Origin of the sequence: Oerskovia enterophila (assembly GCF_001692445.1) — a bacterium.
GTDB classification, from domain to species: domain Bacteria; phylum Actinomycetota; class Actinomycetes; order Actinomycetales; family Cellulomonadaceae; genus Oerskovia; species Oerskovia enterophila.
In genome coordinates, this window is sequence record NZ_MAQA01000006.1 from 1 (window position 1) to 22,944 (window position 22,944).

At 71.2% G+C, this 22,944-nt stretch carries 18 protein-coding genes and 1 tRNA gene; 14 read left to right on the forward strand and 5 right to left on the reverse strand.

The genetic code is table 11. The features are described from left to right. The 3 genes from OERS_RS03850 to OERS_RS03860 all read right to left on the reverse strand — a co-directional run. Positions 1-1,299 (reverse strand): sensor histidine kinase (locus OERS_RS03850; RefSeq protein WP_068624628.1); only part of this gene is annotated, 1,299 nt, incomplete at its 3' end. After that, entirely contained in the window at positions 1,286-2,140 is an 855-nt protein-coding gene (locus OERS_RS03855) for an ABC transporter permease (protein WP_056653713.1), read from the reverse strand. The genes OERS_RS03855 and OERS_RS03850, both read right to left, overlap by 14 nt. Beyond that, entirely contained in the window at positions 2,137-3,156 is a 1,020-nt protein-coding gene (locus OERS_RS03860; RefSeq protein WP_083201210.1) for an ABC transporter ATP-binding protein, read from the reverse strand. Before OERS_RS03860 ends, OERS_RS03855 begins: the two co-directional genes overlap by 4 nt. Before the next feature lie 180 nt (positions 3,157-3,336). On the opposite strand from OERS_RS03860, the gene OERS_RS03865 reads away from it, so the two are divergent. Both OERS_RS03865 and OERS_RS03870 read left to right on the forward strand, forming a co-directional pair. Continuing rightward, positions 3,337-5,181: an SLC13 family permease gene (locus OERS_RS03865; RefSeq protein ID WP_068624635.1), complete on the forward strand. Its 1,845-nt coding sequence runs from the start codon at positions 3,337-3,339 to the stop codon at positions 5,179-5,181. 108 nt (positions 5,182-5,289) lie between these two features. After that, positions 5,290-6,771: a leucyl aminopeptidase family protein gene (locus tag OERS_RS03870; protein ID WP_068624637.1), complete on the forward strand. Its 1,482-nt coding sequence runs from the start codon at positions 5,290-5,292 to the stop codon at positions 6,769-6,771. 138 nt (positions 6,772-6,909) lie between these two features. Here OERS_RS03870 and OERS_RS03875 read toward each other — a convergent pair whose 3' ends face one another. After that, positions 6,910-8,556, reverse strand: a complete 1,647-nt coding sequence (locus tag OERS_RS03875) for an AbgT family transporter (RefSeq protein WP_068624641.1) — start codon at positions 8,554-8,556, stop codon at positions 6,910-6,912. Positions 8,557-8,913: 357 nt separating this feature from the next. On the opposite strand from OERS_RS03875, the gene OERS_RS03880 reads away from it, so the two are divergent. The 6 genes from OERS_RS03880 to OERS_RS03905 all read left to right on the forward strand — a co-directional run bounded on the left by OERS_RS03880 (position 8,914) and on the right by OERS_RS03905 (position 14,016). Beyond that, positions 8,914-8,986 (forward strand) — tRNA-Trp (locus OERS_RS03880). A 105-nt stretch (positions 8,987-9,091) separates the two neighbouring features. After that, entirely contained in the window at positions 9,092-9,367 is a 276-nt protein-coding gene (gene secE, locus OERS_RS03885) for a preprotein translocase subunit SecE (RefSeq protein WP_068624644.1), read from the forward strand. Between the two features lie 126 nt (positions 9,368-9,493). Beyond that, complete coding sequence (gene nusG / locus OERS_RS03890) at positions 9,494-10,297, forward strand: transcription termination/antitermination protein NusG (protein WP_068624647.1); 804 nt, start codon at positions 9,494-9,496, stop codon at positions 10,295-10,297. Between the two features lie 75 nt (positions 10,298-10,372). Further along, on the forward strand, positions 10,373-10,804 hold the full coding sequence (gene rplK, locus OERS_RS03895; RefSeq protein ID WP_056653726.1) for a 50S ribosomal protein L11: 432 nt from the start codon (positions 10,373-10,375) through the stop codon (positions 10,802-10,804). A 125-nt stretch (positions 10,805-10,929) separates the two neighbouring features. Beyond that, positions 10,930-11,646, forward strand: coding sequence for a 50S ribosomal protein L1 (rplA, locus tag OERS_RS03900; RefSeq protein WP_056653730.1), 717 nt, complete (start codon positions 10,930-10,932; stop codon positions 11,644-11,646). Positions 11,647-11,973: 327 nt separating this feature from the next. Next, positions 11,974-14,016, forward strand: a complete 2,043-nt coding sequence (locus tag OERS_RS03905) for an alkaline phosphatase family protein (protein WP_068624650.1) — start codon at positions 11,974-11,976, stop codon at positions 14,014-14,016. Between the two features lie 134 nt (positions 14,017-14,150). On the opposite strand, the gene OERS_RS03910 is transcribed toward OERS_RS03905, so the two are convergent. Further along, positions 14,151-15,512: a glycosyl hydrolase family 18 protein gene (locus OERS_RS03910; protein WP_211268435.1), complete on the reverse strand. Its 1,362-nt coding sequence runs from the start codon at positions 15,510-15,512 to the stop codon at positions 14,151-14,153. Between the two features lie 478 nt (positions 15,513-15,990). Here OERS_RS03910 and OERS_RS03915 point away from each other — a divergent pair, with 478 nt between their 5' ends. The 6 genes from OERS_RS03915 to rplL all read left to right on the forward strand — a co-directional run bounded on the left by OERS_RS03915 (position 15,991) and on the right by rplL (position 22,940). Then, on the forward strand, positions 15,991-16,635 hold the full coding sequence (locus OERS_RS03915) for an RNA polymerase sigma factor (RefSeq protein WP_068624652.1): 645 nt from the start codon (positions 15,991-15,993) through the stop codon (positions 16,633-16,635). Beyond that, positions 16,632-17,129, forward strand: a complete 498-nt coding sequence (locus tag OERS_RS03920) for a peptidase associated/transthyretin-like domain-containing protein (RefSeq protein WP_068624656.1) — start codon at positions 16,632-16,634, stop codon at positions 17,127-17,129. The genes OERS_RS03915 and OERS_RS03920 overlap by 4 nt, the downstream gene beginning before the upstream one ends. Before the next feature lie 75 nt (positions 17,130-17,204). Further along, on the forward strand, positions 17,205-19,010 hold the full coding sequence (locus OERS_RS03925; protein ID WP_139107689.1) for a S8/S53 family peptidase: 1,806 nt from the start codon (positions 17,205-17,207) through the stop codon (positions 19,008-19,010). 9 nt (positions 19,011-19,019) lie between these two features. Continuing rightward, positions 19,020-21,590 carry a CHAT domain-containing protein gene (locus OERS_RS03930; protein WP_068624661.1) on the forward strand — a complete coding sequence of 857 codons (2,571 nt, stop codon included), beginning with the start codon at positions 19,020-19,022 and terminating at the stop codon, positions 21,588-21,590. Positions 21,591-21,920: 330 nt separating this feature from the next. Next, positions 21,921-22,448, forward strand: a complete 528-nt coding sequence (gene rplJ / locus OERS_RS03935; protein ID WP_030151947.1) for a 50S ribosomal protein L10 — start codon at positions 21,921-21,923, stop codon at positions 22,446-22,448. Positions 22,449-22,556: 108 nt separating this feature from the next. Next, on the forward strand, positions 22,557-22,940 hold the full coding sequence (rplL, locus tag OERS_RS03940) for a 50S ribosomal protein L7/L12 (RefSeq protein WP_030151946.1): 384 nt from the start codon (positions 22,557-22,559) through the stop codon (positions 22,938-22,940). Positions 22,941-22,944 lie beyond the last annotated feature (4 nt).

Consider the following 22,944-nt stretch of genomic DNA (forward strand, 5'->3'; position numbering starts at 1 on the left):
ACCGTGCACGGGACGTCCGGGGACGGGCAGCTCGACGCGCACGCTCGTCCCGCCCCCGGGCGTCCCGTGCACGGTGACCTCGCCGCCGCTCGCCGCGACGCGCTCGCGCATGCCGCGCAGGCCGAACCCTTCCACGACGCCCGGGCCGAGCCCGCGCCCGTCGTCGACGACCTCGAGCACGACCGCGGCGCAGTCGGGTCCGTCACCGGACCCCGGGAAGCCGGCCCCTGCAGTGCCTCCAGGCACCAGGGAGACGACGACGGCGCTCGCCGCCGCGTGGCGGCGCACGTTGGCCAGGGCCTCCTGCGCGGACCGCAGCAGGACCACCTCCTCGGCGCTCGAGAGCCCGAGCACGTCCGCGACCTCGAGGTCGACGTGCGTGCCCGTCTCGTCCGTGAAGCGGTCGGCGAGGCGGCGCAGCGCCTGGCCGAGCGTGCCCACCTGGAGCGGGGCGGGCGCGGCCGCGGCGACCAGGGCCCGCGCCTCGGCGAGGTTGTCGCGCGCGGTCGACTCGACGAGCGCGAGCCGCTCGCGCGCCGCGTCGGGGGCCGACCGGTCGAGGTCGGCGCTCGCGGCCTGCGCGAGCATCACCACGCTCGTGAACCCCTGGGCGAGCGTGTCGTGTATCTCCTGGGCGACGCGCTCGCGCTCCGCGAGCACGCCCGCCTCGTGGTGCGAGCGCGCGAGCTCGGCCTGGGTCGCGCGCAGCTCGTCGACGAGCCGCGCGTGCCGCTCGGCCTGCCGCATGGTGTGCGCGGTCCACAGCCCGAGGCTGAGCGCGAACGCCAGCGCGACGCCCATCTGCGGTGCCGTGCTCGCGAGGTCGGCCACCCCGACCCGGCCTGTCGTCGGGTCGAACGCGAGCGCGAGCGCCGTGCCCGCCGCGAGCACGACGCACAGCACGACCTGCGTCCACAGGCGTTCCGAGAGCATCCAGATCTGCGTGAACACCGCGAACAGCAGGAGCGTGCCCAGCGCGTCCTGACCCACGACCACGAGCGTGCACGCGATCGCCACGACGAGGTAGACGTGCGCGGCCACCTGGTTGCGCGTCCGCGCGGCGCGCCGCCCCCAGCCGACGTACCCGACGAGGATGACCCCGACGGCCGCGAGCGAGACGACGAGCGCCGTGCCGCGGACGTCGGCGGTGAGCAGCGCGAGCGCGCTGAGGACGACGATGACGTAGAACGCCCCGTCCCACCAGCGCACGTCGCGCTCCCACGTGCCGTCGATCTGGGCGGCCTGCGAGTCCTGCACCGTCCCGGCCTCGTCGGGAGCGTGGCCGTCAGCCGTCGTCACGACGCCGCCACCGGAACGTCCGCACCCCCACCACGAGTCCCACCACGAGCCATGCGACCAGTACAGCAGCCGTGGCACCGTGCTGCCACGACCCGCCCACCTCGAGGGCCTCGGCCTCTGCCGGCAGGAACACCGAGCGCATGCCCTGCGCGAGCCACTTCAGCGGGAAGACCGACGCGACCTGCTGCATCCACGACGGCAGCGCGAAGAACGCGAAGAACACGCCCGAGATGAACTGCAGCACCAGCACCACGGGCGTCACGACGGCGCTCGCGGACTTCCCGGAGCGGGGCACCGAGGAGAACGCGACGCCCAGCACCGAGCCCGTCGCGGTACCGAGCACGAACACCCAGGCGAACGTCCCCCAGGCCGAGGCGGTGGTCGGCATCGGGACGTCGAACGCCGTGGCGGCGAGCAGCAGCAGCGCGGCGGTCTGCACGGTCACGGCGATCAGGACCTGGCAGATCTTTCCCAGGAAGTACGAGGTCGCCGGCAGCGGCGTCGCGCGCAGGCGCTTGAGCGTGCCGTCGTCGCGCTCGACCGCGATCGAGATCGCGAGGTTCTGGAAGCTCGTGAGCATGACACCCGTGGCGACCATGCCGGGCAGGAAGTACTGCGTGAACGGCACGGAGTCCGTGGCGTTCCCTTGTTCCTGCTGCCCGAACACCGTCGCGAAGATCGCCATCATGATGAGCGGGTAGGCCAGGATGAAGATGACCGCGTCGCGCTCGCGCAGGAACGCGAGCATCTCGATCCAGGTCCGCCGCAGCCCCGTGCGCAGGGTGCCGGGCAGCGCGCGCCGGGCGTGGGGGGCTGGTGCGGGGGCGGTCTGGGTGCTCATCGGGTGGCCTCCTCGGCGACGGGTGCGGACGGGACGGCGGAGGTCGACGGGAGCCCGGGCGGCGCGGCTGCCGACGAGGTGGCGGACGGGTCTGCGGACGGGGCCGCCGGTACGGCCCCGATGAGCTCGAGGTACACGTCCTCGAGGCTCGGCTGGAGCACGCGCAGGCCCGGCACCTCGCCGTCGGGTCCGGCCAGGCGTGCCGCGAGCGAGGCGACCAGCGCGGTCGGGTGGTCGGTGCGCTCGACGTGCGTGACGCCGTCGGACACCCACTGCACGACGGGGCGCAGCGCACCCGGCCCGCCCAGGTCGCCCGGCGCCCCGAGGGCGACGACCTTCCCGTCGCGCACGACGGCGGCACGGTCGGCCAGGTGCGCGGCCTCGTCGAGGTAGTGGGTCGTCAGGAGGATCGTGGTGCCGCTCGCGCGCAGGGCCAGGACGAGATCCCAGAAGCTGCGGCGGGCCTGCGGGTCGAACCCGGTCGTGGGTTCGTCGAGGAACAGCAGCTCGGGGTCGCCCACGATCCCGAGCGCGACATCCAGGCGGCGCCGCTGGCCGCCCGAGAGCTGGCGGGCACGCGTCGACGCCTTCTCCTGCAGCCCGACGGCGGTGATCACCTCCTCGGGGTCGCGCGGGGCCGGGTAGAACGTCGCGAAGTGGCGTACGAGCTCGCGCACCGTGAGCTCGGCCTGGTCGCGCGAGTCCTGGAGCACGACGCCGATCCGGCTGCGCCACGCGCGCCCCGCGAGCGCGGGGTCCTCGCCGAGGACCTGGACCTGCCCGCCGTCGCGCTTGCGGAAACCCTCGAGGATCTCGACCGTCGTGGTCTTGCCTGCGCCGTTGGGGCCGAGGACCGCGAAGATCTCGCCGCGCTCGACCGTGAGGTCCAGCCCGTCGACCGCCTGCTTCACGGTGCTGCCTGCGCCGCTGCCCTGCGTGTAGCGCTTGGTGAGCCCGCGGACCTCGATGGCCGGGGCGCTCGTGCCTGCTCGGGGAGGAGTCCTGTCTGTGCTCATGGCTCCAGCCTGGCGTGAGCGTGGAGCTCGCCGCGACGACCGGTCGGGGGGACGCGGGGTCCACCGGTCGGTGGACGCCGAGGGTGACGGGTACGCCCGCCGGGGGTGACCGGAAGACTCACCCACGGTGACGGGATGTCCGCCGCGATGGCCCGCCAGGGGTCCACTACTGTCAGCCGCATGAGCGACGCCGCGATCACGCTGACCGTCCTGGGCGCCGCGGTGGTCCTCTTCGTGTGGAACAGGCTGCCGGTCGGTGTCGTGGCGCTCGCGGTCGCGCTCTCGCTCTACCTCACGGGCGTCCTCACGGTCGAGGAGTCGCTCGCGGGCTTCGGCACCCCGACCGTGATCCTCATCGTCGCGCTGTTCGTGGTCGCCGAGGCGCTCGACGCCGCAGGCATCACGGCGTGGGCGGGCCAACAGCTGATCGACCGGGCGGGGACGAGCCCCGCCCGGCTCATGGTGCTCATGCTGGTGCTCTCGGCGGTTCTGTCCGCGCTCGTCACGCCCAACGGCGCGGTCGCGGCGCTGTTCCCCATGGTCGTGGTCCTCTCGACGCGGCTCGGCCGCTCGCCCTCGCAGCTACTCATGCCCCTCGCGTTCGGTGCGCACGCCGGGTCGCTCCTCATGCTGACGGGCACGCCCGTCAACGTGATCGTCTCGGCGACGGCCCTCGAGGAGACAGGCACGGGCCTGGGGTTCTTCGAGTTCGCGCTGGTGGGCGTCCCGCTGCTCGCGGGGACGATCCTGGTCTGCGTGCTGTGGGGTCCGCGCCTGCTGCCGCACCGCAGCGCGCGCTCGCTCTCGCGCGACCTGACGGGCCTGCCCGCGGACCTGCTGCGCGACTACGCTCCGGCCGGCAGCATCGCGCGCCTGACCGTGCCCGCGGGCTCACCCCTCGTCGGGGTCGCGGCCGACGCGATCGACACGGGCGACCGTTCGGTGCACGCGGTCGCGGTGCAGGACCGGTCGGGGCGGCCCGCGTCGGAGGTCGTGGCGGGCGGTCAGCTCGTGGTGCGCGGCGGCCGCAGGGGGATCGACGGGTTCGCGGCCGCCAGCGGCCTGGTCGCCCCCACGGGGCCCGACGGCGAGGACGTCACCTGCGGGCTCGTGTCCCGCGAGCACGGGGTCGCCGAGGTCATCGTGCGCCCGCGCTCGGGTCTGATCGGCGAGCGCGTCTTCCCGGGCATGGTCACGGACTCGGGCGAGCTCGTGGTCCTGGCCGTGAAGCGGCTCGGGGAGGTCCTCGACCCGGCCACCGACGAGGGGGAGAACCGGCCCGCGGCCGACCCGCGCGACCACGAGGTCACGCTGCGCGCGGGCGACGCGGTGCTCCTCCAGGGGCCGTGGGACGCGCTCGACCGCCACACCGACGACCCCGACGTCCTCGTGGTCGACACCCCGGACTCGATCCGCCGCCAGGCCGCGCCGCTCGGGCGCCGGGCCGTGCCGGCGATCGTGGTGCTCGTGCTCATGGTGGCCGCGCTCGCGACGGACGTGCTGCCGGCTGCGGTCACCGCCGTGGGGGCCGCGATCGCGATGATCCTGCTGCGCGTCGTCACGACGCGCCAGGCGCAGCGTTCGATCTCGCTCACGACCGTGATCCTCGTGGCGGGCATGATCCCGCTCTCGACCGCGATCACGCAGACCGGCGCCGCGGAGATCGTCGCGACGGCGCTGATCGACGTGGTCGGCGGGGGAGGGCTGACGCTCCTGCTGCTGGGCATCTTCGTGCTGTGCGCGGTGCTCGGGCAGCTCATCAGCAACATGGCCACGGCCCTGGTCATGATCCCCATCGCCGGGTCGGTCGCGCTCGAGCTCGGGATCTCGCCCGTGCCGCTCGTGATGTGCGTCGCGGTCGCGTCCGCCGCGGCGCTCCTGACGCCCGTCGCGACGCCCGGCAACATGATGGTCATGGAACCCGGCGGCTACCGGTTCGGCGACTACTGGAAGCTCGGCCTGCCCGTGCTCGTGGTCTACCTGCTGGTCGCGGTGTTCCTCGTCCCCCTGATCTGGCGGCCGTAGGGCTCGCCCGGCACGTCCTGCACCAACCTGCACCGCACGTCCCGCACTGCACCACACCGCACTGCACCAGCCCCGGCACCGGCCGCGGCCCGAGAGATGGAGCACGCCATGGGTGACGCACCCTTCGACCCGATCCCGTCCGACACCGCCGTCCGCGCCGTCCAGGTGTCCGTCGACGCCGCGCAGGCAGGGGCCACGACCGGGGTCCTGGTGACCTCGGACGGCGACGTCCCGGCCGCGATCGGCGCCGACCGCGACGAGCTCGCCCGCTGGGGCTTCACGGGGCGTGCGGGGCAGACCCTCGCCCGCCCCTCCGCAGGGGCCGACGTGGTCGCTGTCGGCGCCGGACCGGCCGGCCGGCTCGACACCGCCGCGATCCGTGACGCCGCGGCCCACCACGCCCGGGCCGTCGCGCGCGACACGGTGGTGACGCTCTCGCTCGCAGGCACCGAGGGCCTCGACCTCGCCGAGGTCGCGAGCGCGGTCGTCGAGGGCGTCCTGCTGGGGCGCTACCGCTACGACCAGCTCCGCACCGAGCCCGCGACGGTCCCGGTCACGGGCATCGTCCTGGTCACGGACGGGGACGCGGCCGAGGCGCTCGCGGGTGCCCGGCGGGGCCTGGTCCTGGCCCGCGCGGCGCTCGTCTCGCGCGACCTCGCGAACACCCCGGCGGGCTACCTCACGGCCCCCGACCTGGCTGACGTCGCGGTGCGCCTGGGGGCCGCGAACGGCCTCGAGGTCGAGGTCTTCGACAAGGCCGCGCTGACGGAGATGGGGTGCGGCGGCATCCTCGGGGTCAACGCGGGCAGCGTCGTCGAGCCCCGCCTGGTCAGGCTGACGTACCGCGGCGGCGAGGGGCACCTCGCGTTCGTCGGCAAGGGCATCACCTACGACTCGGGCGGCATCAGCCTCAAGCCCTCGAACGCGATGCACGCGGCCATGAAGATGGACATGTCCGGGGCCGGGGCGGCGCTCGCTGCCCTCTCGGTGCTCAAGGACCTGGGCGTGGGCACGACCGTCACGGCGTACCTCGCGTGCACCGACAACATGCCCTCGGGCAGCGCGACCAAGCTGGGCGACGTCCTCACGACGCGCAGCGGCCGCACGATCGAGGTCGTCAACACCGACGCCGAGGGCCGACTGGTCATGGCCGACGCGATCGCGCTCGCGGTCGAGGACGGCGTCGACGCGATCGTCGACATCGCGACCCTCACGGGCGCGGCGCTCGCGGCGCTCGGCACGGCGCGTGCCGCGCTGCTCGGCAACGACGACGCGCTGGCCGCCCAGGTCGAGTCGGCGTCGGCCGCGACCGACGAGCGCATCTGGCGCCTCCCGCTCGAGCACCGCTACCGGCCCCAGCTCGACTCGGACGTCGCGGACATCAAGAACCTGGGCGGCGAGTTCGCGGGGGCCATCACCGCAGCGCTGTTCCTCGCGGAGTGGGCGGGCGACGTGTCGTGGGCCCACCTCGACATCGCCGGCACCATGAAGTCGGACTCCGACGACGCGGTCTGGACCAAGGGCGCCACGGGCTTCGGGGCGCGCCTGCTCGCCGAGCTCGCGGGCGCGTTCACGGTCCCGGTCGCGTAGGTCCTGTGCACAGGAGAGGCCGGACGCCCGCACTGCGGGCGCCCGGCCTCTCGTCATGTCCTCGTCGCGTCACCCGGGAGGACCCCGGGGCGGGGTGTCGCGGGCCCGACGACGCACGCTCCGCCGTCGGGCCCTACCTCACTGCAGGTAGATCTCCGCCCCCGGGCCGAGCGGCAGACCCAGCAGGTACCAGCCCACGAGCAGCGCGGTCCACACGAGCAGCAGCGCGACGGTGTACGGCAGCATGAGCGAGATGATCGAGCCCACGCCGACCTTCTTGCGGTACCGCTCGGCGAAGATCACGATGAGCGCGAAGTACGGCATGAGCGGGGTCGCGACGTTGATCGGCGAGTCACCCACGCGGTAGGCCGCGACCGCGAGGTCGGGCGAGATGCCGAGCTGGATGAACAGCGGCACGAAGATCGGGGCGAAGATCGCCCACTTCGGCACCACGCCGCCGATGAAGATGTCGATCACGGCCGTCATCGCGATGAGACCGATGATGAGCGGGACCGTCCCGAGGTTGGCCTGCTCCAGGGCGTCGGCCATGTTCACGGCCGCGACCGTGCCCAGGTTCGAGTAGTTGAAGTAGGCGATGAACTGGCTGATGATCAGCAGCAGGAAGATCAGCCCGGACAGGCCCGCGATCGTCTTCGTCATGGGGTTGATGACGTCCATGCTGTTCTTGATCGTCCCGGCGCCCTTGCCGTAGCACAGGCCCATGACGAAGAAGTAGATCAGGATCAGGAAGATGATGCTGCCCATGAGGGGCGAACCCTCGATGAGGCTGCCCGTCTCGGGGTTGCGCAGCGGCCCCCAGGACGGGAGCGTCAGCAGCAGGATGAACGCGGTGACGCCGATCAGGCCGAACCCGGACCACTTGAGCCCGCGCTTCTCCGCGGCGGTCAGCTCGCCCGAGGGGGCCGGGGCGGCGGCCCCGCCCGAGTCGTGGTCGTCGGCCGCGGGGGCCTCGTCCTCCCGGTAGGTGCCCAGGCGGGGCTCGACGAACTTCTCGGTCACGAGCGTCGCGACCAGGGTCACCACGACGGTCGAGACGATCGAGAAGTAGAGGTTGCCCGTGATCGAGACGTGCTGCGCGGGGTCTGCGATCGACTCGTTGGTGATCTCGGCGAGCATGCCGTCGATCGGGGTGATGAGCAGGTTCACGCCGAACCCGCCGCCCACGCCCGCGAACGCCGCGGCCAGGCCCGCGAGCGGATGTCGGCCGAGCGTGTGGAACACCGCGGCGGCCAGCGGGATGAGGACCAGGTAGCCCGCATCGGTCGCGATCGAGGACAGCACGCCGAGGAACACCACGATGAGCGTGATGAAGCGCGCCGGCGTGACCTTGACGAGGCGCTTGATGAAGGCGCCGATCAGGCCGACCTCCTCGGCGAGACCCACGCCGATCATGGCGACCACGATCACGCCGACGACGCCGAACCCGTTGAAGTTCTCGACGGGCGACGTGAAGATGAACCGGATCCCGTCGGCGCTCAGGAGCGACTCGACCGAGACCGTGACCTGCTCCACGTGGGGGTCTTCGCTCTGGTAGGGCGCGTCCCCGATGAGCTCCTCGCCGCTCGGCTCGACCTGCTCGGCGACCTGCGCCTGGTCGAACGTGACCGAGGTCCCGGCGAGGTAGAACGCGTGCGAGAGCACGATGATGAGGGCGATGAGGCCCAGGAAGATGATGGCGGGGTGCGGGACCTTGTTCCCCACCCGCTCGATCCCGTCGAGCATGCGCTCGAGGGGGGTGCGACGTACGACCGCGGCTTCCGACATGTCGCCCTCTCGTGTCCCGATCGCCTCGTGCGGGGTGCGCGAGGACTCGGGGGTAAGTATTGCGAGGAGAACGTGTGGATGTGGGGTGAATCACCGCGAGCGGACGATCGAATGCCGGACGCGCGGGTGAGATCTGCGGGCCGTCGTCTAGCGTGGGTCCTGAAGGACGGTCGCGAGCGGGTGCCGAGAGGCGCCTCGTCGGCGGTCGCCCGGTGGGGCCGGACGGGCTCCGACGGGGCGTGACGAGGGCCGGTTCGACCACGGCGCTCGGTTCGCGTACAGTATTCCTTCGGTGGCAGGTGCCCACCCGATGATCTCTGCCTTCTGGGTAGGTTCGCGGGGTGGCGTCGATCACGAAGGGCAGTGGCGCAATTGGTAGCGCAGCGGTCTCCAAAACCGCAGGTTGCAGGTTCGAGCCCTGTCTGCCCTGCAAGGCGTCGTCCCCCACGGGGGCGTGCGCGTAGTCCGGTAACGGGTTACACCACGAAAGGTCAGCATCGGTTTCGGTTTCAACGTCACGTAGTGGGGATGAACAGTGAGCGAATCGCCATCTGAGGCGCTGGGTGCTGAGGGCGTGCGCGCCGGCGGTGACAAGAAGACGGGCGACGCGAAGAAGGGCAACATCTTCTCGCGGATCGCCCTGTTCGTCCGCCAGGTGATCGCCGAGCTCAAGAAGGTCGTCACCCCCACTCGTTCCGAGCTGATCACCTACACCACCGTCGTCCTCGTCTTCGTGGCCGTGGTCATGGCGTTCGTGACGGTGCTCGACTTCGGGATCGGCCAGGCCGTCCTGTGGGTCTTCGGGGACTGATTCCCGGAGGGCGCCTCGTGCCGCGAGCATCTCGCGGCACTGCACGAGTACGCGCCCGGAGCGCGAGGACCGTGAGCGGTCCCGTCAATAGCATGTTCGAGTAGTCAGTAGAAAGCAGGTTCGTTCGTGTCCCAGGAGTCGCTGGACCAGGCGGAGAACGTCGATCCCATCGAGCCCGTCGCCGAAGGCGCCGAGGTCGAGCTCGACGCACCCGAGGCTGCCATCGACGAGGTCGAGGCGGACGACGAGGAGCTGGGCACCGAGACGGACGAGGAGCCGGCCGAGGCCGACGACGAGCCCCGTGTCGACGAGGACGGCGACATCCTCGACGACCTCGACCCGGTCGAGGAGTTCAAGAAGGACCTGCGCACCAAGCCGGGCGACTGGTTCGTGATCCACTCCTACGCGGGCTACGAGAACCGTGTGAAGGCCAACCTGGAGAACCGCATCCAGAGCCTGAACATGGAGGACTTCATCTTCCAGATCGAAGTCCCCATGGAAGAAGTCGCGGAGATCAAGAACGCGCAGAAGAAGATCGTCCGTCGCGTCCGCATCCCCGGCTACGTCCTGGTCCGCATGGACCTGACCGACGAGTCGTGGGGCGCCGTACGTCACACGCCCGGTGTCACGGGCTTCGTGGGCCACACCCACCAGCCGGTGCCGCTGACGCTCGACGAGGTCTTCTCGATGCTCGCCCCGACGATCGAGCCCAAGGCCGAGGCCGGCAAGCCCGCCGCGTCGGCCAAGGCCCCCTTCGAGGTCGACTTCCAGGTCGGCGAGTCGGTCACCGTCACGGACGGTCCGTTCGACACGCTCCCCGCGACGATCTCCGAGATCAACGCCGAGGGCCAGAAGCTCAAGGTCCTCGTCTCCATCTTCGGCCGGGAGACCCCGGTCGAGCTGTCGTTCAACCAGGTCGCCAAGATCTGATCCTGCTCGACGGCAGCACCTGCAACCGGGTCATCGCCCACGGCGTCGGCCCAGACACAGAAAGCACGGAATCTCATGCCTCCCAAGAAGAAGGTCTCTGGGCTGATCAAGCTCCAGATCCAGGCCGGTGCAGCAACCCCCGCCCCGCCGATCGGCCCCGCGCTCGGTCAGCACGGCGTCAACATCATGGAGTTCTGCAAGGCGTACAACGCGGCGACCGAGTCGCAGCGCGGCAACGTCATCCCCGTGGAGATCACGGTCTACGAGGACCGCTCGTTCACCTTCATCACCAAGACGCCCCCGGCAGCCGAGCTCATCAAGAAGGCCGCCGGCGTGGACAAGGGTTCGCCCACCCCGCACACGGTCAAGGTCGCGAAGCTGACCTCCGCCCAGGTGCGCGAGATCGCTCAGACCAAGCTCGAGGACCTCAACGCGAACGACCTCGACGCTGCATCGCTCATCATCGCGGGCACCGCTCGCTCCATGGGCATCACGGTCGAAGGCTGACCCAGCTCCACCCCCAGCCTCCGGGCTGAACATCATTTTTCATGAGCCTGCCGGTCCTCGACCGGCAGGCAGTGGCAGGGTCCGCGCGGATCCGTAGACCACGACTGCTCGACAAGGAGAAGCAGATGGCAACGCGCAGCAAGGCATACCGCGCCGCCGCGGAGAAGATCGACCGCGACGAGCTCTACACCCCGCTCCAGGCGGTTCGTCTCGCCAAGGAGACGTCGCCCACCAAGTACGACGCGACCGTCGAGGTCGCCTTCCGTCTCGGTGTCGACCCTCGCAAGGCGGACCAGATGGTTCGTGGAACGGTCAACCTGCCTCACGGCACCGGTAAGACCGCCCGCGTCCTGGTCTTCGCGAACGGCGAGAAGGCGGAGCAGGCTCGTGCAGCCGGCGCCGACATCGTCGGTGGCGACGAGCTCATCGAGAAGGTCGCCGCTGGCTACACGGACTTCGACTCCGCCGTCGCGACGCCGGACCTGATGGGCAAGGTCGGTCGCCTCGGTAAGGTCCTCGGCCCCCGTGGTCTGATGCCGAACCCGAAGACCGGCACCGTGACCATGGACGTCGCGAAGGCCGTCGAGGACATCAAGGGCGGAAAGATCGAGTTCCGCGTCGACAAGCACTCGAACCTCCACTTCATCATCGGCAAGGTCTCGTTCGACGAGAAGGCGCTCGTGGAGAACTACGCAGCAGCGATCGAAGAGGTCCTGCGTCTGAAGCCGTCCTCCTCCAAGGGCCGCTACATCAGCAAGGCGACGCTCTCGACGACGATGGGCCCCGGCATCCCCGTGGACCCGTCCAAGGCGACGAAGCTCCTCGAGGACGACGCGGCCTGATCAGCCCGTTCTCTTCCTGACCGACGGCGTCTCTCCCCTCACGGGGAGGGGCGCCGTCGGTCTTTTCGTCGTCGGGCGCGACGGCCGCCGACGTGCCGGTCCGTGCGTGATGCCTGCCGTCGTCGGGCGTCGTTGAAATGTCCGGTATGTGCAGCAGGTGGCCCGATCCGCGGCCCGCGCGACGCAGACGTTCACGGCCCCGATCGTCCCGGTTCATCCCTGGTCTGCCTGGCGCGGTCAGAGTGATGCCTGTCTGGACAAGTGAGTCTCGCGGCTCGTCCGGACACCGCATCCATGACGTGCACCATGACGACTGAAGGGTTGGACATGCGCAAGATCGCACACCTGGCACTCGCCGGGTCGCTGGCAGCAGGGACGTTCCTCGTCCCGGCCGCCGCCTTCGCCGCCGACGGCGAAGCCCCCGTCCTGCAGGGAACTCGTACGGACAAGACCCTCGTGATCGGGCTCGACGGTGCTCGCCTCGACAAGATCGAGGCCGCCTCGACCCCCACCCTCCACGCGCTCATGCAGCGCGGGACCTCGGGTCACAGCCTCCTGTACGCCACGAGCGACGCCCCCGAGGTGAGCCAGCGCGGCGCCCAGACGGTGTCCGGCGCGGGCTGGTCGACGATCCTCACGGGCGTGTGGACTGACAAGCACAACGTCCGCGACAACACCTTCGCGGGCAAGAACTACGCGCAGTACCCGAGCTTCCTCGATCGCCTCGAGCAGGTCGACCCGAGCATCGCGACGTTCGCGGCCTCGACCTGGGCCCCGATCACGTCGTCGGCGAGCAACGGCGACATCGTCTCCGACGGGATCGACCTGCGCCTCGCGACGGGCTCGGACGTCAAGACCGAGCAGGCCGCGATCACCTACCTCGGGACGCAGAACCCCGACGTGGCGTTCCTCCACCTGGACGACATCGACGGCGCCGGTCACAGCCACGGCGCGGACGCGGTCCAGTACGCCGCCGAGCTCGAGGTCCAGGACGCACGCATCGGCCGCATCCTCGCCGCGATCGACGCGCGGCCCACGCGGGGGGCCGAGAGCTGGAACATCATCGTGACGGCCGACCACGGCCACCTGCCGAAGGGCGGGCACGGCGGCCGGGCGCAGACCGAGCGCGCGACGTTCGTCATCGCCGCGGGCGACGCCATCGAGCCGCGCGGTCGCCAGGAGAACCTCGCGATCACCGACATCGCGCCGACGGTCATGCGGCAGGCCGGTGTCGCGGTGGACCCTGCGTGGGGGCTCGACGGCACCCCGATCGGCGACGACGTCTCCGACGACTTCGACTCCCTGCGCCCCGCGCTCTCGGCCCGGGTCGACGAGACGGGCATCCCGGCCGGGACGCTCGGCTTCACGACGACGCCCCCGACGGGCTGGAGCGTCGACAACTCGGCCATGCCGTCGGGTGGCGTGACCGAGTGGCGCGGTTGGTCGTTCACGACCCAGACGTTCTGGTCGGCGGCCGAGGCGGGCCAGGCGCGGGAGAACTTCACGCGTGGGCGCGACGTGATCGCGGTTGCCGACTCGGACGAGTGGGACGACAAGGCCCACGGCGCGGGGAAGTTCGACTCGACGCTCGTCACGCCCGACTACGCGGTCGCGGGCAAGGAGCAGGCCGTGCTGACGTTCGAGCACTCGTACCGTCACGACCGCGTGCAGGTCGCGGAGGTCCTCGTGAGCTTCGACGGCGCCGCCCCGGTCCAGGTGGCCTCGTTCCCCGCGAGCGACAACGGGGAGCGCACGATCGTCACGGACGTCCCGGCCGGGGCGCGGACCGCGCAGTACCGCTTCCACTACAGCGGCACGAACGACTGGTTCTGGGCTCTCGACCAGGTGCGGTTCTCGGCGCAGGGCGAGACCGACCCCGCGGGGGCCGAGGGCATCGTGCTCGAGGCTGTCGTGGAGGAGGTCGTGACCGAGGGCAAGCTCTCGATGACCGTCGCTGGCGACGGCGCGCCCGTGCGGCTCGCGGGCGGGCTCGACGGCGACCACCTTGCCTACACCGCGGCGCTGCCCGTCGTGAGCGTCTCGGACACGCGACGTGACGCTGCGGGCTGGGCCGTCTCGGGCCAGTCGACCGCATTCTCGGCGGGTTCGACGACGTTCGGCGCGGACCGGCTCGGCTGGGCACCGCGCCTGGTCGTCGACAAGCCGGGCGTGACCGCCGGGCAGCGCATCGCCTCGGCGCAGGCCGGGGGAGCGGGGCTGTCGACGCCGCAGACCCTCGCCGGGGCCGACGCGATCGGCCGCAAGGGGACGAGCGACGTCACGGCCGACCTCGCTCTCGAGCTTCCGGCCGACACCGCTCCCGGCTCCTACGGAGCGACGCTGACGGTCTCGCTCTTCCCGGTCGACTGACGTCCCGCGCCGCGCGGCCGCTCGCCCACTTGCGGCCGGCAGCACGGAGCCGCCCGGCTCTCCTTCCCTGGGGGAGGAGAGCCGGGCGGCTCGGTCGTCACGGTGACGGTACCGCCGTCACCGGGGACGGGGACTCAGCAGGCGCCGAGGTCCTTCCACACGCCCCAGTCGCTCGGGGCGGGGGCGTCGCCGCGGGTCCACCACTTGGCCTGCCAGGTGTGGCCGTTGTGGGCGACGGTGTTGCCGCCGGTGTAGATGCTCGAGGCGTCCCACGCCGCGGCCGAGCAGGTGCCCGAGCTGCCCGTGCTGCCGCCCGTGGTCCCGCCGGTCGGGTCGGTGCTGCCGCCCGTGCTGCCGCCCGTCGGGTCGCCGCCCGTGCTGCCGCCGGCCGGGTCGGTCGTGCCGCCCGTGCTGCCGCCCGTCGGGTCGGTGCCGCCGCCGCCCGAGCCGGTGCCGAGGCGGGTGCCCACGGCGGCGGCGAGCGCGTAGTTGTTCTTCTTGTCCCAGTTGATCGACCAGGTCATGACGCCGCCGATCTTGCCGTACGGCGTGGCGGGCTTGAAGGTGCCGCAGCCCGTCCCGGTCTCGAGGCAGTCGACGGCCTTGATGACGTTGGCGATGGGCTGGTAGCCGCCGCCGGCAGCGGCCTGGACCGCGGGGACGCCGATGCCGACCTGGTCGGGGCGCAGGCCCATCTCGAGCTGGATGCAGCTGAGGGAGGTGAGGAAGTCGATGCTGCCCTGGCTGTAGACCTGCTGGTTGCAGCCCATCATGGCACCCGAGTTGTAGTACTGGGTGTTGACGATCGTCAGGATGTCCTTGATCGCGAGCGTGAGCTGGTAGTACCCCATCGAGGTGGCCTGGTAGTCGATGGTCTGCGGCGCCATCGCGATGATCAGGTTCGGTCCGGCCTTGGCCGAGAGCTGGTGCAGCGCGCTCGACATGTAGGTCGCGTTGATGCCGTGCTCGAGGTCGATGTCGACGCCGTCGAACCCGTACTCCTGCATGAGGCCGTACGCGGTGTCGGCGAAGTTCTTCGCCTCGGTCGCGTTGGAGACGATCACGTTCCCCTTCTCGCCTCCGACCGACAGGATGACCTTGCGGCCCTGTGCCCGGATCGCGGCGATGTCGGCCTTGAACTGGGGCACGGTGTACCCGTTGAGCTCGGCGCTCGACAGGTTGAACGTGATGCCACCGGGCGTGCCGGTCAGGTTGTCGGCGAACGCGACCGCGACGAGGTTGTAGGCAGCCGGGATGTCGCTGAGCGGCATGACGACCGAGCCGTTGTTGAAGTTGTGCCAGTAGCCCGTGAGCCACTGGTGGCCGGGGGCGGCTGCGGCGGCGACCGTCGCCGGCTGGGCGGCGGGCAGCGGTGCGGCCTGCGCGCTCGTGCCGGCGAGCGCGAGGCCGCCGAGCGCGACGGTCGCGGCGGTCAGCGCCGCGAGCAGACGGGCCGGACGGCGGGTGCCGTCGGCGGAGTGGCGAAGGGGTCTCACGTGTAGCTCCTCTAGCAGGGGGTCCGGGACGTCGTCGTCTCACCGGGACCGTCGGAGTGGACCGGTCGTGGTCGGTCAGGCCGACCGTACGTGACCCGGGTCACGCGTGTGATGAGGGATTCCACGACTCTCTGCGCGCGGCCCGTACGTGGATCCCCGTACGGGTCGCGTACCCGTAGAGGCTCTGCGAGCATGCCCGACGGCGCAGCGGGGGCCGGGGCCGCGCAGTCGCCCGAGATGTCGGCGGGATCGTTCGGGAAAGATCTCACGAGCGTGTATCAAACGCGACGAACCTCCCTCCCTCCCAGCAGGAAGAGGTCCGACGACCAGTCGGCCTGTCCGTCGAGAGTGCCGCGAGAGCGGGTCGGAGGGAGGTGCTGCTATGGCGGAAATGCTTGTCCCACCTGCACGAACACCTCTAGACTCGGGTTCCCCCGAAGTACCCGAGCACGACCGAGAGCAGACGGCGCACCCAGCCATGACACGGATCACCGAGGACGTCCCGGAAGTCGACGAACCGGAGGTGAGCCTCGGCGATCGAGCCGCGGCTGCTCTCCTCGACTATCGGGAGGGCAAGCACCAGGCACTGGCCGACTTCGTGAAGGAGGCGACCCCGCTGCTGTGGCACACGGCGCGGGCGCAGGGTGCCGACCGAGAGCACGCTGACGACGTGGTCCAGAACACCTGGATGGCGCTCGTGCGCAACGCTCACACCATCCAGGAGCCGCACGCGGTGCTCAAGTGGCTCCTCGTGACCGCCAAGCGCGGTGCGTGGGAGGTGGTCCGCAAGCAGCGCGACGACCAGAAGCGCCGCACCGAGCTTCCCGACGACCTGCTCGACGGACCCGTCGGCGCGCTGCCGTCCTCGGACCCCACCCCGGAGACCCAGGTCCTCGAGGTGGAGCGCGACCGCTTCCTGTGGCGCGCCGTCCTCCAGCTGCCGGACCGCTGCCAGCAGCTCCTCCGGCTGATCTCGTTGGCGGACCGCCCTGACTACAAGTACATCTCGAGCGCCATCGGCATGCCGGTGGGCAGCATCGGGTCCAACCGCGGGCGCTGCCTGGCCAAGCTCCGCGACATCATGGAAAGCGATCAGGGGGACAGGACATGGGAAACATCATGAGCGCGCCGATCGGATACAGCCCCGACGACCCGTTGGACACGGTCGACCTCGAGATCTTGGCGGATCTCGCTCGGATCAGCATGACGCTCGATCCGGTACCCGAGGGTCTCGTCGAGAGGTCGCTCTTCGCGATCACGCTGGCCGGCCTCGAGGCCGAGGTCATGGAGCTCGAGTACGTGCGCGTGCCGGAGATGTCCGTCCGCGGTGAGGCGCCGCCGGTCGAGGCGCGGACCATCACGTTCACGGCCGAGTCGCTGACCGTGATGATCACGCTCTCGACCCGGGACGACACCAGGATCAGGATCGACGGCTGGGCTGCGCCCGCCGGAGAGCTGACGGTCGAGCTGCACCGCCCGGACGGGATGGTCTCGACGACCACCGACGAGGACGGCCGATTCGTGTTCGAGGACGTCGCCCCCGGCCCGGCGAGCCTCCTGCTGCGGACCCCCGGTGCGGACGGCGGCGCAGTGACCACGCCCATCATCGAGCTGTAGCGATCTCGCGACATCTTCTTCACGCGCCGGCGGCCCACCCCTCGGCGGTAGTCCCCTTCGTGCATTGGAGCACCGATGAGTGAGACCCCAGAGCAGTCGGCCACGCCACCCGTCCCGCCGGGCGGACGGCCCTTCGGGGACCGGCCGAACCGGCTGCAGTGGCGAACGCGGACTCTCGACCCGATCACCGCGCCGCGTCGGGCCGGGCAGTCCTCGCCGCACCCCACGTGGTACGTGGGGGACCGGGTCCTGGTTCCGGAGTCTCCGGACGACCTGACCGGCAACCGTTCGCTGCGGTGGCTCGAGGAGGCTGCGGAGAAGTTCGACCTGACGGTCGAGGTCGAGGAGGCCAGCAAGGCCGACGCGGAGCTCATCACCCGGGCGAGGCTCGATCGTGAGACGACCCGCGACCTGCGACGCGTGTTCGGGCTCTCGGCTCGCCTGCGGCAGAAGGGCGGCAGCGAGGGGGAGCTCCCGGACGCGTGGAAGGTGATCGAGAAGCTCGGCGGGCGCCTGTGCCCGGACGACAAGTGCAGCCCACGGGTGGGCCTCGACCACATGATCGCGCCGTCGGCGGGACCGGCCATCGGTGGCCAGCCGTACACGCAGCCCTTCCCGTACACCCAGCCGTTCCCCTACACGCAGCCCTTCCCGTACACGCAGCCCTTCCCGTACACCCAGCCCTTCCCCTACACGCAGCCGTTCCCGGTCACGGGTACCGCAGAGTACGCAGCCCCCGGCTCGGGCGGCCGGACCCCGGTGAACTGGGTAGGGCCCGTCCCAACGCGTCGCCTGGCGGTCGGAGACGACGAGTACACGGCGGCCGACGGGACGCGTCGACCCGTGGTCGCGGTCCTGGACACCGGCGTGGGGGCGCATCCTTGGTTCGACGCGTCCCTCGAGTCGCGCGGGACGATCGTGGTGCGGGACCCCGAGCTGCTCGGAGAGCCGCTGTCCGTGCTGCCGGAGACGGAGTACGAGTACGAGGACCCGGAGATCGGTGGCGTGTCGATCTCTCCCTTGACGGGCCCGCTCGACCCTGTCGCCGGGCACGGAACCTTCATCGCCGGCCTCGTCCACCAGAAGTGCCCTGATGCGGTCATCCTGGCCCCTCGCCTCTACGGCGGTGCCGGGGTCATCCCGGAGCGAGACCTCCTGCGCTCGCTGCGCCGGGTGCTTCTCTGGCACGTGCTCGGACTCGTCGGTCGGAAGGGCTACTCCCCGATCGATGTCCTGGTGCTCTCGCTCGGGTACTACCACGAGCGACCCGAGGACGCGGACTTCGACGCCCCGTTCGGCACCGTCCTGCGGGCGCTCCGGCGCTACGGGGTGCTGGTCGTCGTCTCGTCCGGGAACGACGGGCAGACGAGGCCGAGCTATCCCGCGGCCTTCGCACCGAGGATCGATCGTCGACAGACGCCGCCCGTACCGCTCCCGGGCGTCGCTCTCCTGAAGGACGAGCCGCCCGTGCTCACGGTCGGGGCCCTGAACCCGGACGGGACGACCGCCCTGTTCAGCAACGACGGGCCCTGGGTCACCTGCGTGCGTCCCGGGGCGGCGCTCGTCTCGACCGCTCCGACGACCATGGACGGCGCGGTAGCCCCCACCCGTTGGCTCAAGGAGCTCTGGTCGGAGGGCAACCGCGCCACGATCGACCCGGAGGGCTTCCAGGGTGGGTTCGCGAGCTGGAGCGGCACGTCGTTCGCAGCCCCCGTGCTGGCCGGCGAGCTCGCGTCCTACCTGCTGGACGACTCCGCGGCGGACCCGACGTCACCGAGCGCGCTGGTACCGGGTGAAGGAGCTCCGGGACGCTGCGCGTGGCTGTGGGAGTCCATTACCCTGGCCACTGGACTGGTCCCCACGGAGGTGACCGCGGAATGAGGTGACGGCGTGACGCGCAGCGTTGGTCAGACCCTGCGCGCACGCCTCGAGTTCGCGTCGGCCACCAATGCCCGGGGACGTCACGCCAGGGCCGCTCAGCTCTACCGCACTCTCCTCGCGGACCTCGAGGAGCCGGCCTTCGCGACGGACCCGGACAAGAGCTACGCGCACGTCCGGGCGCTCATCGGTCTGGCGATCTCCAGGTTCGAGTACGAGGGCGATGTCGACCGGTCGCTGGATCTCCTCGAGGAGGCCCGGGCGTGGGTCGAGGCCCACGGGCCCGAGGACCTCCAGCTCGTGGTCGGCGGGCAGCGCGGTCTGCTCCGGCTGCGCACCGGACGGGTCGTCGAGGCGGTCGAGGAGATGGATGCCGCTGCTCGATTCATCGACGTGGCCCGCCCGCTCGATGCCGCGGTCCTCCTCCTCAACCGGGGGTCGCTGCACCTCGAGCTGGGCAACCTTGGTCGGGCCGAGTCGGACCTCGCCGAGGTGGTCCGTCGTGCGGAGGACCTGGGCGATGCGCTGCTCGCGTCCAAGGCGCAGCACAACCTCGGATACGCCAAGTACCTCGGGGGCGACCTGCCGAGCGCTCTGCGTGACATGGAGGAAGCCGAGAGAGGCGCTCCCGACCGGCACGCGTCGGTCGGTCTCATCGACAAGGCCCAGGTTCTTCTGGAGGCAGGACTGCTCTCGGACGCGGACGCGACGCTCGCCGAGGCGCGCGAGCACCTGGCCCGCAACCGGATGGTCCGGGACGTCGCCGAGGTCGAGCTCTTGCGCGCTCAGTGCCTCGTGGGGTTGCGCCGCTACGCGGAGGCGCAGCGTCAGGCCCGTGCTGCAGCGGCCCGGTTCGACCGCATCGGCAACGATCCCTGGGCTGCACGGGCTCGGGTGGCCGAGCTCCAGGCGCGGCTGGCCGAGGACCGGTCGGTCGGCGTCTCGATCGGCGTGGCCCGGCGGAGGGCCGCTCGCGCGCTCGCGCTCGCAGACGTCGGGACGTCGCTCGGCGCGGCCGTCGGCCGGGGGGTGACCGTGCCCGCCCAGCTCCTGGCTGCCGAGTGGTTCCTCGCGGCGAAGGACCCTGCGGGCGCGCGCTCGGTCCTCTCTCAGGTGCCGGGTCACCTCGGACGTGTGGCGCTGCCGCTGCGTCTGCAGCACCAGGCCGTGACCGCCCAGCTCGCGTTCGCCGCGGGTGAGCGCGGAGCGGCGCTGCGTGCGGTGCGCCGGGGCCAGCGCATGCTCGCCGAGCACCGGGAGGGGGTGGGGTCCGTCGACGCCATCACAGCCTCGGCGGTGCACGGCGTACGCCTGGGGCACGTGGACGTGGCCGCGGCCCTTCGCACCGGACGTGCCTCCGCGCTCCTCGACGCCGTCGAGCGTGGGCGCGCGACCGTCGCCGGCAGCGGGAGGGTCCGGCCACCGTCGGACGTCGAGTCCGCCGAGCTCCTCACTCGCGCACGCCAGGAGATCGAGTCGGCCAGGCTCCTGGGAGCGAACCCCTCGGGCGAACGTCTGGAACGTCGACGTACGCACCTGAGCGAGGCCCGTCGGTTGCAGGAGGCCGCGAGACGTCGGGCCTGGCAGGAGGGAGGGGGAGCCGCGACGCCGACCGCCGTCACCGCCCGTCGCCTGCGCAGCGCCTTGACGTCGACGAGCTCGTCGACGGTCGTCGCGGACTTCGTGGTCGCGGACGAGTCGCTCCGTGTGCTGCGTGCGGACGCATCTGGTCTGAGCATGGTCCGACTGGCGCCGATGGCGGAGATCAGTGAACGGATCCGACGCACCCGGGCAGACCTCGACGTCCTGGCGAACGACCTGATCCCCGCCCCCATGCGCGCAGCGGCCCGAGCCTCGCTCGAGCGCGGCCTCGCCTGGCTCGATCGCGAGCTCCTCGCCCCGATCGACGCGCAGGGCGACCTGCACGTCGCCGCTCGCGACCTTCTCCTGGCCGTCCCGTGGTCGTCGCTCCCGTCCAGGGTCGGTCGCCGGACCTGGGTCAACTCCTGGATCGACCTGCAGGAGGCAGCCCCTGTACCGGCCGATCCGGACGTGGTGGTCGTGGCCGGACCCGGCTTGCGCGCGGCCGAGGCGGAGGCCGAGGCAGTGGCCGGCGCGTGGGGCAGCGCGACGCTCCTGTCCGGTGAGGACGCGACGTGCGCGGCGACGATCGAGCGGCTTCCCGGGGCGGGGGTCGTCCACCTCGCGACGCACGGCAAGCACGAGACCGACAACCCGTTGTTCTCGTCGTTGCGGCTCGCCGACGGTCCCTTGTTCGCCCACGAGCTCGACGGGGTGGACCTCCGAGGTGCCGTCGTCGTCCTCTCGGCGTGCGAGGCAGGTCTGTCGTCGGTCCGGATCGGTGGCGAGCCGCTCGGCCTCACGAGCGTCCTGCTCCGGCTCGGGGCGAGGGCCGTCGTCGCGAGCGTCGCTCCGCTGCGCGACGACGTCGCCGCACGGGTCATGCCCGAGTTCCACGGTGAGCTGCGCGCGGGAGCGACACCGGGAGAGGCGCTCGCGACGGCCGTCGCGAGCGAGGACGAGCCGGTGCCCCTCGTCTGCTTCGGGCCGCTCGCGCTCTGAGGCGTGCGCGTTCGGTGCGCCGCGCGCCCGAGCCGCCCGGAGAGCGCGGCGCCGTCGGGCCGGATTTGGACCACACGCCCGCGTCACGTACTCTGTTCCAGTACCCAAGACCGCCGGTCGTACCGTCCTGCCCGCTGACTCGTCAGCTGCAGTCCGGACCGAAGTCCCGCAGAAGTGCGGAGGCCAGCGCAGGTGAGAGTTCACGGAGCGGGCGAGAGCCTGCACTTCGAGCCCCGCGCCTGCGCGGGGCTCTTCTCGTCTCCGCAGGACCTCACCCCCCAGGGCCCCCGCCCTGCGGAGACCGGTGGCACCACCACCGGAAGGATTGCCATGGCGAGGCCGGACAAGGCAGCCGCAGTCGCAGAGCTCACGGAGAACTTCCGCGAGTCGAACGCGGCCGTGCTGACCGAGTACCGCGGGCTCACCGTCGCGCAGCTCAAGCAGCTGCGTCGGTCGCTCAGCGGCAACGCAACCTACGCCGTGGTGAAGAACACGCTGACCGCCATCGCGGCCAAGGAAGCCGGCATCGAGATCGACGCCGACTTCAAGGGCCCCTCGGCCATCGCCTTCGTGACCGGTGACCCGGTCGAGGCGGCCAAGGGCCTGCGTGACTTCGCCAAGGCGAACCCCGCACTGGTCATCAAGGGCGGTGTCCTCGACGGACGCTCCCTGACCGCTGCGGACATCACCAAGCTCGCGGACCTCGAGTCCCGCGAGGTCCTGCTGGCCAAGCTGGCCGGCGCGTTCAAGCAGCCGCTCTACCAGGCGGCATACCTGTTCAACGCGCCCGCCTCGCAGGCCGTTCGCACCATCGATGCCCTGCGCCTCAAGCAGGAATCGGAGAGCGCTGCAGCCTGACCCTCCTCGGAGGATCACGCAGCACGCACACACCCCCTCTGCTTCCAGCAGGGCTCTGTGGATCGTTGACAGGGCCGCTGCCGAGCACCAACCGAAAGGACCGCCATCATGGCGAAGCTCAGCACCGAAGAGCTCATCGAGCAGTTCAAGGGCCTCTCCCTCATCGAGCTCTCTGAGTTCGTGAAGGCGTTCGAGGACGCTTTCGAGGTCACCGCAGCCGCTCCGGCTGCCGTCGCCGTTGCAGGCCCCGCGGCCGCTGCCGCCGAGGAGGTCGAGGAGAAGACGGAGTTCGACGTCATCCTCGAGGCTGCCGGCGACAAGAAGATCCAGGTCATCAAGGAGGTGCGTGCCCTCACGAGCCTCGGCCTGAAGGAGGCCAAGGACCTCGTTGACGGCGCCCCCAAGCCCGTCCTGGAGAACGTCGCCAAGGACGCTGCTGACAAGGCCAAGGCTGCCCTCGAGGGCGCCGGCGCAACCGTCACCGTCAAGTGATCAC

What these genes read in the sequence shown, in the direction of transcription:
- OERS_RS03855 (WP_056653713.1), bottom strand. Translation starts at nt 2,140, where the DNA reads ATGAGCACCCAGACCGCCCCCGCACCAGCCCCCCACGCCCGGCGCGCG.
- OERS_RS03860 (WP_083201210.1), bottom strand. Translation starts at nt 3,156, where the DNA reads ATGAGCACAGACAGGACTCCTCCCCGAGCAGGCACGAGCGCCCCGGCC.
- OERS_RS03865 (WP_068624635.1), top strand. Translation starts at nt 3,337, where the DNA reads ATGAGCGACGCCGCGATCACGCTGACCGTCCTGGGCGCCGCGGTGGTC.
- OERS_RS03870 (WP_068624637.1), top strand. Translation starts at nt 5,290, where the DNA reads ATGGGTGACGCACCCTTCGACCCGATCCCGTCCGACACCGCCGTCCGC.
- OERS_RS03875 (WP_068624641.1), bottom strand. Translation starts at nt 8,556, where the DNA reads ATGTCGGAAGCCGCGGTCGTACGTCGCACCCCCCTCGAGCGCATGCTC.
- rplK (WP_056653726.1), top strand. Translation starts at nt 10,373, where the DNA reads ATGCCTCCCAAGAAGAAGGTCTCTGGGCTGATCAAGCTCCAGATCCAG.
- rplA (WP_056653730.1), top strand. Translation starts at nt 10,930, where the DNA reads ATGGCAACGCGCAGCAAGGCATACCGCGCCGCCGCGGAGAAGATCGAC.
- OERS_RS03905 (WP_068624650.1), top strand. Translation starts at nt 11,974, where the DNA reads ATGCGCAAGATCGCACACCTGGCACTCGCCGGGTCGCTGGCAGCAGGG.
- OERS_RS03915 (WP_068624652.1), top strand. Translation starts at nt 15,991, where the DNA reads ATGACACGGATCACCGAGGACGTCCCGGAAGTCGACGAACCGGAGGTG.
- OERS_RS03920 (WP_068624656.1), top strand. Translation starts at nt 16,632, where the DNA reads ATGAGCGCGCCGATCGGATACAGCCCCGACGACCCGTTGGACACGGTC.
- OERS_RS03925 (WP_139107689.1), top strand. Translation starts at nt 17,205, where the DNA reads ATGAGTGAGACCCCAGAGCAGTCGGCCACGCCACCCGTCCCGCCGGGC.
- rplJ (WP_030151947.1), top strand. Translation starts at nt 21,921, where the DNA reads ATGGCGAGGCCGGACAAGGCAGCCGCAGTCGCAGAGCTCACGGAGAAC.
- rplL (WP_030151946.1), top strand. Translation starts at nt 22,557, where the DNA reads ATGGCGAAGCTCAGCACCGAAGAGCTCATCGAGCAGTTCAAGGGCCTC.